The sequence below is a fragment of the Anaeromyxobacter sp. SG64 genome, assembly GCF_022690745.1.
Taxonomy (GTDB): domain Bacteria; phylum Myxococcota; class Myxococcia; order Myxococcales; family Anaeromyxobacteraceae; genus Anaeromyxobacter; species Anaeromyxobacter soli.
On sequence record NZ_JALCZB010000116.1, the window covers coordinates 1 to 12286 of the forward strand.

Below are 12286 nucleotides of genomic sequence, written 5' to 3' on the forward strand. Positions count from 1 at the left end.
AGCCCGCCGAGGCGCGCCGCGCCGCCGAGCGCGCCGTGGCGAGCGCTCCGCGGGACGCGCGGGCGCTCCTCGCCGCCGCCCGCGCCGCGCAGGCCAGCGGAGACGGCGCCGCCGCGAAGCCTTTCGCGGTGCGCGCGCTGAAGGCCGGCCTCGACGCCAAGGACGCCGCCGAGGCGAAGCGCATCGCGGCGTTCGACGGCAAGCAGGTCGCGATGAACGATCCCTCGCCGGCGCTGAAGCGGGTCGCGAGCGGCGGCTCGAAGAAGATCCCCGCCGCGGTCTCCAGGCCGGCGCGGAAGCGCTGACGGCGCTCCCCGAGGGCCGTCCCGGCGGCCCCTAGAGGCCCTTCGGCACCCACTCGCTGCCTTGCTTCACGTAGAGCCGCTTCACCGCCCCCCAGGCGACGCGGTGCGCGGTCGCCTCGTCCCCGCCGTATTCCTCCCACGCGTGGTTGAACGCCTCGCGGTAGATGTCCTGCGCATGGGGCGGGAGGTGCGCCCGCACGGATTGTGGAAGGTCCTCGTTCGCCGCGTAAGGCATGGACCGCCGCCTCTCGACGCCTCGCCCGCGCGTCGCACTCGCCTGGGGGCGGCCACCGGGCGGGAGTGCCCTGCCGCCGCCCTCGCCAGTCTACGGCGCGCTGCGGGCTCTCCGGATTGCCAGTCGAGGCGGCGCTCCCGAGCGCGCCGGCCGCGCAAGCCTTCGGGTTGCCCCGAGCGCGGCGTGCCCGTGCTACCGCCTCCACCGCCTCGACGAAGCTCAGTAGCTGGCCGCCGCGACGACGCCTTGACGGGCACGCGCTGACGACGCTATTACTGCGACCTGTGAGGTGCTAGTTGAAATCTTCCCTCTACGGAGCCGGTGCCGAGTACGCGCTGCACTCCCTGCTCGTCCTCGCGGCGCGCTCGGAGCCGGTCAGCGTGCGTGATCTCGCGCGCTTCCAGGATCTGCCGGAGCGTTTCCTCGCGAAGCTCTTCACGCGGCTCCAGAAAGCCGGCCTCGTCGAGGCGACCGAGGGCGTGCGCGGCGGGTTCGTGCTCGCCCGCCCGCCGGCGCGGATCTCCGTGCGGGACGTGCTCGAGGCCGTGGATCCCAGCCGGACGCTGTTCGAGTGCGCCGAGATCCGGCGCCATTGCGCGCTGTTCGGCGCGGAGCCGCCGGCCTGGAGCGTCTCCGGGATGTGCCGCATCCACCTGTTCATGAGGGAGGCGGAGGGCGCGCTCCAGGGCTTCCTCGCCTCCAAGACGATCGCGGACCTGAGCCACGAGTTCGAGCGAAAGGCGCCGGAGCCGTTCCTCCGGGACGCCGAGGCATGGTTCCAGAAGCGCAGGATCGGGCGGACAGCGGCCGAGAGTGGCCGGCGCCGGGCAGCCAAGCCCCGGCAGTCCTGAGCTCGATCTTCCCTGAGTGAACGTAGACAAGGAGAGCCTCGATGAACAAGTGCATCTTTCTCGCGGGAGCGTCCGGCGCGATCGGCCGGCGCCTCGCGCCCCTCCTCGTGGCGGACGGCTGGCGGGTGGTGGGCACCACACGATCCGCCGACAAGACGCCGCTCCTGCGCGCGATGGGCGTCGAGCCGGTGGTCGTGGACGTCTTCGACGCCGTCGCGCTCCGGGAGATCGTGGCTGACGCCCGGCCCGAGGTCGTCATCCACCAGCTCACGGACCTGCCGTACGCGCTCGAGACGAGCAGGATGAACGACGCCCTCGCGCGCAACGCGCGCCTGCGGGACGAGGGCACGCGCAACCTCGTCGCCGCCGCCGTAAGCGCCGGCGCCCGGAAGCTCGTCGCCCAGAGCATCGGGTTCATCTACGCCGAGGGCCCCACGCCGCACCGCGAGGAGGATCCGCTCCTGCCGGAGACGCACCCTTTGTACGGCGGGACGGTGACCGGCGTCCTCAGCCTCGAGCGGCAGGTGCTGGAGGCGCCGCTGGAAGGCGTCGTCCTGCGCTACGGGAAGTTCTACGGGCCCGGAACGGGCTTCGATGCGCCCAGCCCCGCGGGGCCGGTGCATGTGGACGCCGCCGCGAAGGCCGCCCAGCTCGCGATCACGAGAGCGCAGCCGGGCGTCTACAACGTCGCCGAGGCGGACGGCTACGTCCACATCGAAAAGGCCCTCCGCGTCCTCGGATGGGACCCGGGCTTTCGGATGGCATAGCGGACGCGGCGCGCCGCGTCCGTGTGCTGACAGCGACGAGCTCTCGCATTCTCCGTCCTCCGCTCGTCAACGTCTCCAGCGCCCCGCCTCGACGAAGCTGTAGTAGCCGCCCGCCGCGACGATCACGTGATCGCGCGCGAGCACGCCCACGAGCTCGGCCGCGGCCCGCAGGCGCTCGGTGAGGTCCGCGTCGTCCGGGCTCGGGGAGGGGTCGCCGCTCGGGTGATTGTGCACGAACACGATCCCGTGAGCGCCCTCCCGCACCGCCGGCCGGAGCGCGTCGCGCGGGGACACCGGGCACTGCGCGAGCGAGCCCTCCGCGACCTGGACCGCGCGCAGGAGCCGGCCGCGCACGTCGAGCAGGACCACGTGGAACCCCTCCCGCTCGGCGTGCGCCGCGTGGCGAAGGAGCTCCGCGACGCGGCGGGGATCGAGGCAGCGCTCCCCGCGCCGGGGCGGCGCCCACGCGGCGCGTCGGCCGAGCTCGAACGCGGCGGCGAGGGCGGCGGCGCGGGCGAGGCCGACGCCCGGCGCGCTGGCGATCGCGTCCGGGGGCGCCCAGGCGAGCTCGGCGAGCGGCACCGCCTCTACGAGCGCGAGCGCCGCGGCGCGGGCGGAGTGCCGCGAGGTGCCGCCGCCGAGGAGGAGCGCGACGAGGTCGGCGTCGGAGAGCGCGCGCGGACCGTCGGCGAGTAGCCGGTCGCGAGGGCGATCTTGGCTCGGAACGAGCGCGTCGGAGGCGAGGGACGGCATGCGCGCGCCCGGAGCAACCGACGTGCCGGCAGGTATCGCGCTCTGGAGTGACCGGACGTTCAGGGGGAGGGGCGCGGCGCGGACGGAGCGTGCGGGAGGCGGCCTACCCTCCCGGACACGAGCGCTCGGGCTCGTGGACGCGAGGACCGGGGCGCCGTCACGTGCGGTCCGGAGGGGTGCCTCGCCCGTCGAGCCGCGTCCGGCGGCCGGCGGCGGGCAGCGCGATCAGTCCACCTTCGCCGGCGCAGGCTGCGGGGTCGCCTCCGCCTCCTTCGCGCCCTCCGCCGGCTGCTTCACCAGCTCCGCGTCGATCTCGATCCGGATCTCGTCGCCGACGACGGGCGTCGCCTCGACCATCTTGTTCCACTCGAGGCCGAAGGCCTTGCGGCTCAGCTTCGTCGTCGCGCGGACGCCCCGGCGGTCCATCCCCATGGGATCCTTCATCGCGGGCGTGAGGTCGCTCACCTCGAGCACCACCGGCCTCGTCACGCCGTGCATCGTGAGGTCGCCCGTGACCTCGTAGACCTTGCCGGCCTTCCGGACCTTCGTGGACCTGAAGGTGATGCTCGGGTACTTCGCGACGTCGAGGAAGTCCGGCGAGCGCAGGTGGGCGTCCCGCTTGTCCTCCCGGGTGTTGATGGTGTTCGCGTCGATGGTGGCCTCGACGGAGGACCTCGCCGGATCCTTCTCGTCGAGCTTCACGACGCCCGTCGTGCTCTGGAACTCGCCGCGCACGTTCGAGATCGCCAGGTGGCGCACGGTGAAGTTCGTCTGGGTGTGGGCGGGATCGACGTTCCAGGTCGTCGGCGCCGCGAAGGCGAGGGCCGGGACGAGCCCGAGGGCGAGGAGGACGTGCTTCATCGGCGCTGCTCCTTTGCGTTCATCGGCGAGATCGACCTCGCGTCGATGTAACGCCCCTCCCCTCCGGTTCAACCGCCATCGGCGGCCCGGTCGGGGACGACCGACTAGAGCTTCACGCCGAGGCCGCCGGAGAGGCGCAGGAGCTGGTCCTGCTCGAATGACAGCTCGCCCGCGAGGAACATGGGCCCGAGGTCGAGGCGCAGCCCGAGCGCCACCTGGAACCAGACGCGCCAGTCGGACGGCCGTCCCGCTCCGGCACCGAACGTGAACGCCGCCTCGAGCCCGCGCCGCGTCTGGAAGCGATTCGTGAACCGCAGGAGCGCGACGGGTGCCCAGTCCTGGCCGCCGTTCCGGATCTTGTAGGCGGAGCCCCACAGCCCGAGGTCGCCGAAGCCGAACGCGTAGGAGACCTCGCCGCCGAACGCCGAGCCGGAGTGCTTGTCGCCGCTGCCGAGATCGAACGCCTCGCCGCCCCAGGCGGTGAGGAACAGGCGCGGCCCGCCCTCGTCGTCCTCGGCCCCGCCTTCCCACCCGTACTCGTCCTGGGCGCTCGTCCGCGCGAGGCCGAGGCGGCCGGGGGAGAGCGCCGAGGCGGCGTGGGAGGAAAACGAGGAAACCGGGGCGAACTCGGTCCCGGTGGAGGCCGGAGCCGGCGCCGGAACGGCCCCTTCACTGGCGGCGTCGGCAGCGGCGAGCGCGAGCGCGAGGGTCAGGGGAGCGAGCACGCGAGGGCGATCATAGCCCCGCGCGGCGCCGGGGTTGCGTCCCGGGTGAGCCGTTCACCCTGCGGTGAGGAACCGCTCGTAGAGCTCGTACCCGCGCGCGAGGGCCTCGAGCTCCACCCACTCCCCGCGCTGGTGCGCCTGGCTCGTGGCCCCCGGCCCGAGGTTCGCCGCGGGGATGCCGTGGACCGCGAGGCGCGCCACGTCGGTCCAGGCCTGCTTGGGCTCCACGCCGATCCCGGTCCGCTCGAGGAGGCGACGCACGATCGGGTGCTCCGCGTAGGCGGGGCAGGCTGGCGACAGATCGGTCAGCTCGACCTCGGCGCCGTGGCGCCCGGCGAGCGCGGTGAGCTCTGCGGCGGCGTCGTCGAGGGTGCGATCGGGGGCGAAGCGGAAGTTGAGGTTCAGCGTGCAGCGGTCGGGGACCACGTTGCGCGCGTGGCCGCCCTCGATGCGCGTCGCGGAGAGCACCTCGCGGAACACGAGGCCGCCGCTCGTGGCCTCGCGCGGCGCGCGCCCGTGGAGCTCGGCGAGGAGCGCCCCCGCACGGTGGACGGCGTTCTCGCCGTGCCAGGGGCGGGCCGAGTGCGCGGCGCGGCCGCGGAACGTGACGGTCGCGTGGATCGAGCCGACGCAGCCGAGCTGGAGCACGTTGTCGGTCGGCTCGAGGCAGAGCGCGAGGTCCACCCCGCCGAGGAGGCCGGGCGCGCGCAGCACGTCCTCGAGCTCGTTCTCGAGGTACGGCCCCTCCTCGCGCGCGTAGAGCACGAGGACGAGGTCGCAGAAGCGCGCCAGGCGCGGGAGCCGCTCGGCGAGCTCCATCGTCACCGCGACGCCGCCCTTCATGTCGGAGGCGCCCGGCGCGACGAGGCGGCCGCCCTCCCGGCGCGGCGGGTGCCGGTCCTCGTCGTGCACCGGGACGGTGTCGAGGTGGCCGCAGAGCGCGACCGTAGGCCGCCCGGGGACGGCGTCGCCGTCCACCCGCACGACGAGCGAGTCCTTCACCCGCTCGACGCGCGGGAAGCGCACCCGCGCCCAGGCCTCGATCGCGTCGCAGAGGGCGCGCTCGTGGCCGATGGGCGAGAACATCCCGCACAGCGCGGCGGTGCGCTGGGCGAGCGACTCGACGGGAGCACCGCCGGGTGCGCCTTGGAGCGTCACACCTGGACCTCGAAGTCGCGGAGCGCCTGGTTGAGCGAGACCTTCCGATCGGTGGACGGGCTGCGCCGGCCCACGATGAGCGCGCAGGGGATCTGGTAGGTGCCGGCGGGGTACTGCTTCGGGCGCGTGCCCGGGATGACCACCGAGCGCGCCGGCACGCGGCCCTTGTAGACCACCTCCTGCGCGCCGGTCACGTCGATGATCGGCGTGGACGCGGTGATGACGACGTTCGCGCCGAGCACCGCCTCCTCCTCGACCAGCACGCCCTCCACGAGGATGCAGCGGCTGCCGATGAAGGCGTTGTCCTCGATGATGTTCGGCCGCGCTCCGGGCGGCTCGAGCACGCCGCCGATGCCGACGCCGCCGGCGAGGTGCACGTTCTGGCCGACCTGCGCGCACGAGCCGACGGTGGCCCAGGTGTCCACCATCGAGTTCGCGCCGACGCGCGCGCCGATGTTCACGAAGCCGGGCATGAGCACCGCGCCCGGCTCGAGGAACGACCCGAAGCGCGCGACGCCGCCCGGCACGAGCCGGACGCCCGCCTCCTCGAGGCCGTGCTTCAGCGGGATCTTGTCGCGCGTCTGGAAGGGCCCGAACTCCTGGGTCTCCATCCCGGTGATGCCGAAGTACAGGTTCACGGCCTGCATGAGCCAGGCGTTCACCTTCCACTCGCCGTCCACCTTCTGGGCGACGCGCAGCTCGCCGCGATCCAGGCCCTGCAGCGCCGCGAGGACCGCCGCGCGGTGCTGCGGATCGGCGAGCTTCTGCCGATCGCCGAACGCTGCCGTGACGCGCCGCTCGATCTCGTTCCAGTCGTTCATGCCCTCACCTTCCGCCAGGCCAAGATGGCCTCCTCGCACTCCTCGAGCGTCGGCACCAGCGCCACCCGCACGTACCCTTCCCCCGCGCCGAACGCCGGCCCGGGCGCCACCACGATCCCCTCGTCCAGGAGCCGCAGCGCGTACGACGCGGCGGTCTCCGCGCCGGGCACGCGCACCCACAGGTAGAGCGTGGCCTCCGACGCGTCGGCCAGGAGGCCGTGCTCGGCGAAGAACGCCAGGAACCGGTCCCGCTTCCTGCGGAAGATCTCGCGCCGCTCCGCCGCGTGCGCGTCGTCGGACCACGCCGCCGTCGCCGCCGCGGCGACGAACTCGGGCGAGGCGACGCCAGGGTGGCTCCGGAGCGCGCGCAGCACCGCGATGAGGTCCGCGTCGCCCGCGAGGAAGCCGGAGCGGTAGCCGGTCATCCCGCTCCGCTTCGAGCAGGAGTGGATCGCGACCACGTTCTCCACCTGCTCCTCGAGCATCGAGGGCGGCGGCGCGCCGAAGTAGACGTCGGCGTAGCACTCGTCGGAGGCGACCACGAAGCCGAAACGGCGAGCGGCCTCCCCCACCCGGCGCAGGTAGTCGCGCGGGGCGACCGCGCCGGTGGGGTTGTGCGGGTAGGAGATCCAGAAGACGAGCGTCTCGCGCAGCACCGCCTCGCCGACGTCCTCGGGCTCGAGCAGGAAGCGGCGCGCCGCGGTGAGCGGGACCTTCACCGGGTCGAGCCCGGCGAAGCGCGCCCCGACCTCGTAGGTGGGGTAGCCCGGGTCGGGCATCACCACCTTGCAGCGCGCCGGATCGCCGGCGAACGCGAGGGGCAGGTGGAAGATCGCCTCCTTCGCCCCGGCGCAGGCGAGCACCTGCGCCTCGGGGTCCACCGTGACGCCGAAGCGGCGGGCGAGGTACCCGGCCGCGGCACGGCGGAGTGCGGGCGTGCCGAACGCGCTCGGGTACTGCGACACCTGGGGGACGGCGGCGCGGAGCGCCTCGCGCAGGAAGGGCGGGGTCGGCTCCTTCGGATCGCCGAGCCCGAAGTCGAACAGGCGCTTCCCGGCCCGGGTGAGGGCGCGTCGCCGCTCGTCCAGCTCGACCATCAGGTTCTTGCGGACGGCGCCGAGGGCGGGGTTCTTCGGGGCGTTCTGCACGGGAGCCGCTAACAATATCGAACTCCCGGGGAGGCTGCATTATAAGCGGGCCGCATGCTGCGCTACGACGTGGTGGTCATCGGCTCGGGTCCCGCAGGCGAGAACGGCGCCATCCAGGCCTCGTTCAGCGGCAAGAAGGTCGCCCTCATCGAGAAGGAGGCGGTCCCCGGCGGCGCCTCCGCCAACACCGGCACCATCCCCTCCAAGGCGCTGCGCGAGACGGCGCTCGCCATCCAGCAGGCGCGCAGCCGCGACGCCCACGGCATCGAGCTCCGCGTCTCGGGCACGGTCACCATCCCCGAGCTCATGGGCCGCCGCGGCCTCGTCACCGGCCGCGAGCACTCCCGCATCCGCAACGCCCTGAACCACGCGGGCGTGGAGCAGTTCCGCGGCGTGGCGAGCTTCGTCGACCCGCACACGATCCGGGTCTCGGTCCCGGACGGCGGCACGCAGGAGCTCCAGGCGGACGTCATCCTGCTCGCCCCCGGCACCCGCCCCTTCCACCCGCCGCAGTACCCGATCGACAACGCGCACGTCTACGACTCCGACTCGATCCTGCTCCTCGATCGCGTGCCGCGCTCCCTCGCGGTGCTGGGCGGCGGCGTCGCCGGCTGCGAGTACGCGTCGCTGTTCGCCGCGCTCGGCGTGAACGTGAAGCTCGTGGACTCGAAGGACCGGCTGCTCTCCTGGCTCGACGCGGAGATGTCGCACGCGCTCGAGGAGGTGTTCCGGTCGAGCGGCATCGACCTCCACCAGCAGACGCGGGCCGCGAAGATCGAGCCGGGCCAGAAGGACGTGCTCGTCACCCTCGAGGACGGGGGCCGCATCGTCGCGCAGAAGGTGCTCGTCGCCTCGGGCCGCGTCGGCAACGTCGAGGCGCTGAACCTCCCGGCGGCGGGGCTCCAGGCGACCGAGCGCGGGCTCCTCAAGGTGAACGCCCAGTTCCAGACCTCCGTGCCGCACATCTACGCGGCGGGCGACGTGATCGGGTTCCCCGGCCTCGCCTCGGTCTCGATGGAACAGGGGCGCGTCGCCATGAGCCACGCCTGCGGCGGCATCCTCAAGCAGCGCGTGTCCAACATCCTGCCGATGGGCATCTACACCATCCCCGAGCTCTCGTCGGTGGGCGAGACCGAGGAGACGCTGAAGGAGCAGGGGCGCGCCTACGTCGTCGGCCGCGCCAGCCTCGCCGAGAACGCGCGCGCAAACCTCGTGGGCGAGGCGGTCGGGTTCGTGAAGCTCATCGCCGACGCCGAGAACGGCCGCATCCTGGGCGTCCACTGCATCGGGCCGCACGCCTCCGAGCTCGTCCACACCGGCGCGGCGGTGATGTCCCACAAGGGCGACCTGCAGTACTTCATCGAGGCGGTGTTCAACTACCCGACGCTCGGCGAGGCCTACAAGTACGCCGCCTACGACGCGCTCGACCGGATGCGCGAGCGGCGCGAGGGGAACGTCTGGCCGTTCGAGCGGCCGACGTCGTCGCGGTCGCAGGTGCCGTAGCGGCTCGAGCCGGCGCGGCCCCTTCGCCGGGAGTCAGTCCTCGATCTGGTCGATCGGGATGTCGAGCAGCCTTCCGTTGGGGAGCATGTTCGGCGGCACGGGCTCACCGGCCGTCGAGCGGCGGAGCCGCTCGCAGCGCTTGAAGTCGCCGTCGCAGTAGTACGACTGCCAGACGCGGAGCGACGACTTCATCGCGAAGGCCTTGTAGAGCGGACATCCCGACACGCGAGCGCAGGCCATCTCTTCCTTCCCCCGGCCGCGGGCGGGCGCCGACGCTGCGCGCCCGTCCTCGATGCCGGGCGGATTCTAGCGCTCGATCGCGCCGGCGCCGCGACCCGCGAGGCGCGGCATGGCGTCGCGATCCGCGACGAAGTGGACGCACATACCGTGAAGCGAGCGCAGGGACTCCGCGCGGGATGCGGGTGGATCTCGGCGCGCGGGACACACGGGCGCCTGGGGGCCCACCTCACCGGAGGCGAAGGAGCTACCCGAGCCGCGCCCGCGCCTGCGCGAGCGCCGCGTGCACCTGCTCGAGCGCGCGCTTCGCTGCGGAGAGCTCGTCCCGCTCGCGGCGCAGCCGATCGAGCTCGCCGGCGAGCTGATCCCGCTCGCGCGCGAGCTCACCGACTGCGCTGCGGAGGCGCGCGCTCTCGGTGGAGCCGGCGCGGAGCTCCTCGGAGAGCCGCTCGACCTCCTCCTCGCGCTCGGCGCGGAGCCGGGCCTCCTCGTCCGCCTTGCGCGTGACCTCCTCGAGCAGGCGCGCCCGCTCCTCGTCGAGGGCGGCCATCGCCTGCGCCCGGCGGAGGGCCTCGTCGCGCTCCTCCTCGAGCGCGGTCATCTCGCCGAGGAGGTCGGTGAGCACGCCGCGCTTCTCGGCGAGCTCCGCCTCCGCGGAGACGAGCCGCTCGGTGGAGACGCGCGCCTCGCCCGCCGCGCGGCCGAGCTCGGTGCGCGCCTCTCCGAGGTCCGCCCGCAGCGCGTCCTCGCGCTCCCGGGCCCGCACGAGCTCGACCTCGAGGTCGCGGACGAGCGCGAGCACGCTCTCGGCGGCGCGGGCCGGATCGGCCGGGACGGGATCGACGCGCGGCGTGGGCCGGGCGGCCTCGGCGACGCGGCGCTTGATCTTCTCGAGGCGGTCGCGGCGGGAGAGGACGTCGTTCGCGGGCTCCGGCGAGGCGGGGCTCGCGACGGCTCCCTCCCGTGCTTCGACGGCGGAAGCGCCACGCTCCGGAGGAGCGACCGCGGGCGCCGGCACCGGCGCCGGAGTGGGGGCCGGCGCGGACCGGGTCGCGGCTCGCGCCGGGATCGCGGCGGGCAGCTCCGCCTGGACCGGCTCCTCCATCGTCATCGCGGGGCTCGCGGTCTCCTCCGCGGTCTCCTCCGCCACGGTCGCCGCCATCGACGCGCTCACCTGCGCGGCCTCCTCGGCCGCCGCGGCGATGCCAGCGTTCGCGTCGGGCGCGGCGGCGGAGGCGGCGCCGTTCTTGAGGCGGGGCCGCAGCTTCGGGACGTTGGCGTCGAAGGCCTTGCGCATGGCTACGCTCCTGCCGCGCCCGCCTCGGCGAGGCCCGCGCGGATGCGCCCGAGGATCTCGTTCTGGACCGCCTCGATGTCGGTCGCGCCCTTCGAGTCCGGGTCGTACCCGAAGATCGGGCAGCCCTCGGAGGACGCCTGGGCGAACTTGGTGCACTGGCGGACGACGGAGTCGAGCAGGTAGTCCGAGTAGTGCTGGCGGAGGGCGCCGAGCGCCTCGCGCGCGATCTTGAACGTCTGGTTGTAGGCGTTCACGACGATGAAGATGTTCTCGAGCTGGTGCGAGAGGTCCTGCTCGAGCCCCTGGATGGTCTCGAACAGGAGCCGGAGCCCGTCGTAGGAGAGGAAGTCGGCGAGGACCGGGATGACGAGGTCCGAGGCCGCCATGAGCGCGTTCAGGTTGAGGAGCCCGAACGAGGGCGGCGCGTCGAGCACCACGAAGTCGTACTTGCCCGCGACGCCCTGGAGCGCGTTCCGCAGCCGGAACTCGCGGCCGGCGAGCGGCATGAGCGCGAGGTCGATGGTGCTCATGGTGAGGTTCGCCGGGACGAGCGAGAGGTTCGGCATCCCCGTCGAGACGGTGACCTCGTCGAGCGGTCGCCTGCGGATGATCACGTCCTGCAGCGTGTGGGCGAAGCTCCCGCCCTCCTTGCCGAGGCACTTCGTCGCGTGCCCCTGGCTGTCGAGGTCGATCATGAGCACGCGGTAGCCGCGCTCCGCGAGCCGGTAGGCGTAAGACGACGAGAGGCTGGTCTTGCCCGTCCCGCCCTTGAAGTTGAGGAAGAGCTGGATGCGCGGCGGGAACGGCTCGGCCGGGCGGCGCAGCTTCTCGCGCAGCACGGGGAGGTCATCGGGGGCGAACCCGTCCCTCTTCCCGAGCGCGCCTTCGACCTGCTTCGCGGTCACGCCGACGATCTCGGCGAGGCGCTTCGCGGTGTAGCGGACGTTCTCCATTCCGTTCCCCTAGCACATGAACCAGCGCGCACCGCGCTGGACGAGGGTTCCGCGAGCCGCGAGGGCGGCGAGGGCGGTGTCGATGCGGGCAGGCTCGGCCTCGAGCATGCGCGCCAGATCGGCGGCGGTGCAGCCGCGGAGCGAGGCGCGGACCTCCGAGACGATCGCGGCGCCGAGGTCGCCGCTCGCGGCGGGCGCGGCGTCGCCGTCCTCGAGGGTGGCGACGGCGATTGCGGCGCGCGCGAGGAGCGCCGCCGGCGAGGCCACCTGCACCGCAACCGCAGGGCGAGCGGGGCCCACGACGGAGGGCCGGGCGGTCGGGGTCCCCGGCCGGGTCGCGGCGGTCTGGGCCGTGGGCCGAGCTGCGGTCGCGGTCGCGGTTGGGGCCGCGGGCCGGGTCGCGGTCGGGCTCACTGCTCGTGCCGGGGTCGTGAGCCGGGTCTCGGTCACGACGCTCGGCGCCGTGGAGGGCAGCGACGCGAGGACGGCCGCGCGGAGCTCCTCCCCTCCCATCGCCGCGAGCTTCTCCGCGATCCTGCGCGAGGTGGCGCGCCGCGCCGAGGCGGGCGCATCGGCATCCACCTTCTCCCCGGCGAGCCGGCCGAGCGCGGTCGCGGCGGCGCGGCGCACGGACGCGTCGGGGTGCTCGAGCCCCCGCGCGAGCGCGCCCTG

At 73.7% G+C, this 12286-nt stretch carries 14 protein-coding genes and 1 pseudogene; 4 read left to right on the plus strand and 11 right to left on the minus strand.

Annotation, left to right across the window (positions count from 1 at the left end; translation table 11 throughout):
- A partial coding sequence (locus tag MNZ29_RS21505; RefSeq protein ID WP_374110849.1) for a hypothetical protein occupies window positions 1-305 on the plus strand: 305 nt, incomplete at its 5' end.
- A gap of 31 nt (window positions 306-336) precedes the next feature.
- Here the strand turns inward: MNZ29_RS21505 and MNZ29_RS21510 are convergent.
- A complete protein-coding gene (locus MNZ29_RS21510; RefSeq protein ID WP_242356662.1) occupies window positions 337-540 on the minus strand; it encodes a ChaB family protein in 204 nt (67 codons plus the stop codon).
- 296 nt (window positions 541-836) lie between these two features.
- On the opposite strand from MNZ29_RS21510, the gene MNZ29_RS21515 reads away from it, so the two are divergent.
- Both MNZ29_RS21515 and MNZ29_RS21520 read left to right on the plus strand, forming a co-directional pair.
- Window positions 837-1391 carry an Rrf2 family transcriptional regulator gene (locus MNZ29_RS21515; RefSeq protein ID WP_242340735.1) on the plus strand — a complete coding sequence of 185 codons (555 nt, stop codon included), beginning with the start codon at window positions 837-839 and terminating at the stop codon, window positions 1389-1391.
- Between the two features lie 41 nt (window positions 1392-1432).
- Entirely contained in the window at window positions 1433-2158 is a 726-nt protein-coding gene (locus tag MNZ29_RS21520; protein ID WP_242340734.1) for an NAD(P)-dependent oxidoreductase, read from the plus strand.
- Window positions 2159-2224: 66 nt separating this feature from the next.
- On the opposite strand, the gene radC is transcribed toward MNZ29_RS21520, so the two are convergent.
- The 6 genes from radC to dapC all read right to left on the minus strand — a co-directional run bounded on the left by radC (window position 2225) and on the right by dapC (window position 7624).
- Window positions 2225-2911 carry a DNA repair protein RadC gene (gene radC, locus MNZ29_RS21525; RefSeq protein WP_242340733.1) on the minus strand — a complete coding sequence of 229 codons (687 nt, stop codon included), beginning with the start codon at window positions 2909-2911 and terminating at the stop codon, window positions 2225-2227.
- Between the two features lie 225 nt (window positions 2912-3136).
- Window positions 3137-3772, minus strand: coding sequence for a YceI family protein (locus tag MNZ29_RS21530; protein WP_242340732.1), 636 nt, complete (start codon window positions 3770-3772; stop codon window positions 3137-3139).
- A 104-nt stretch (window positions 3773-3876) separates the two neighbouring features.
- Window positions 3877-4497 carry a hypothetical protein gene (locus MNZ29_RS21535; RefSeq protein WP_242340731.1) on the minus strand — a complete coding sequence of 207 codons (621 nt, stop codon included), beginning with the start codon at window positions 4495-4497 and terminating at the stop codon, window positions 3877-3879.
- A gap of 54 nt (window positions 4498-4551) precedes the next feature.
- Window positions 4552-5655, minus strand: a complete 1104-nt coding sequence (gene dapE / locus MNZ29_RS21540) for a succinyl-diaminopimelate desuccinylase (RefSeq protein WP_242356664.1) — start codon at window positions 5653-5655, stop codon at window positions 4552-4554.
- Window positions 5652-6476: a 2,3,4,5-tetrahydropyridine-2,6-dicarboxylate N-succinyltransferase gene (locus MNZ29_RS21545; protein ID WP_242340729.1), complete on the minus strand. Its 825-nt coding sequence runs from the start codon at window positions 6474-6476 to the stop codon at window positions 5652-5654. The genes dapE and MNZ29_RS21545 overlap by 4 nt, the downstream gene beginning before the upstream one ends.
- On the minus strand, window positions 6473-7624 hold the full coding sequence (gene dapC, locus MNZ29_RS21550; RefSeq protein ID WP_242356666.1) for a succinyldiaminopimelate transaminase: 1152 nt from the start codon (window positions 7622-7624) through the stop codon (window positions 6473-6475). Before dapC ends, MNZ29_RS21545 begins: the two co-directional genes overlap by 4 nt.
- Window positions 7625-7678: 54 nt before the next feature.
- On the opposite strand from dapC, the gene sthA reads away from it, so the two are divergent.
- Window positions 7679-9127, plus strand: coding sequence for a Si-specific NAD(P)(+) transhydrogenase (gene sthA, locus MNZ29_RS21555; protein ID WP_242356668.1), 1449 nt, complete (start codon window positions 7679-7681; stop codon window positions 9125-9127).
- Between the two features lie 33 nt (window positions 9128-9160).
- On the opposite strand, the gene MNZ29_RS21560 is transcribed toward sthA, so the two are convergent.
- The 4 genes and pseudogenes from MNZ29_RS21560 to MNZ29_RS21575 form a co-directional block, all read right to left on the minus strand.
- Window positions 9161-9352 (minus strand): hypothetical protein, encoded by a 192-nt coding sequence (locus tag MNZ29_RS21560; protein ID WP_242356670.1) that lies wholly within the window; start codon window positions 9350-9352, stop codon window positions 9161-9163.
- Window positions 9353-9611: 259 nt separating this feature from the next.
- Entirely contained in the window at window positions 9612-10661 is a 1050-nt protein-coding gene (locus tag MNZ29_RS21565) for a hypothetical protein (protein WP_242356671.1), read from the minus strand.
- A 2-nt stretch (window positions 10662-10663) separates the two neighbouring features.
- Window positions 10664-11614: a ParA family protein gene (locus MNZ29_RS21570; protein ID WP_242340724.1), complete on the minus strand. Its 951-nt coding sequence runs from the start codon at window positions 11612-11614 to the stop codon at window positions 10664-10666.
- A gap of 9 nt (window positions 11615-11623) precedes the next feature.
- Window positions 11624-12286, minus strand: a pseudogene (locus MNZ29_RS21575) (PBS lyase); the annotation flags it as partial.

Coding starts and splice junctions, on each gene's coding strand:
- MNZ29_RS21510 (WP_242356662.1), bottom strand. CDS start 540: ATGCCTTACGCGGCGAACGAGGACCTTCCACAATCCGTGCGGGCGCAC.
- MNZ29_RS21520 (WP_242340734.1), top strand. CDS start 1,433: ATGAACAAGTGCATCTTTCTCGCGGGAGCGTCCGGCGCGATCGGCCGG.
- radC (WP_242340733.1), bottom strand. CDS start 2,911: ATGCCGTCCCTCGCCTCCGACGCGCTCGTTCCGAGCCAAGATCGCCCT.
- MNZ29_RS21530 (WP_242340732.1), bottom strand. CDS start 3,772: ATGAAGCACGTCCTCCTCGCCCTCGGGCTCGTCCCGGCCCTCGCCTTC.
- MNZ29_RS21545 (WP_242340729.1), bottom strand. CDS start 6,476: ATGAACGACTGGAACGAGATCGAGCGGCGCGTCACGGCAGCGTTCGGC.
- sthA (WP_242356668.1), top strand. CDS start 7,679: ATGCTGCGCTACGACGTGGTGGTCATCGGCTCGGGTCCCGCAGGCGAG.
- MNZ29_RS21565 (WP_242356671.1), bottom strand. CDS start 10,661: ATGCGCAAGGCCTTCGACGCCAACGTCCCGAAGCTGCGGCCCCGCCTC.
- MNZ29_RS21570 (WP_242340724.1), bottom strand. CDS start 11,614: ATGGAGAACGTCCGCTACACCGCGAAGCGCCTCGCCGAGATCGTCGGC.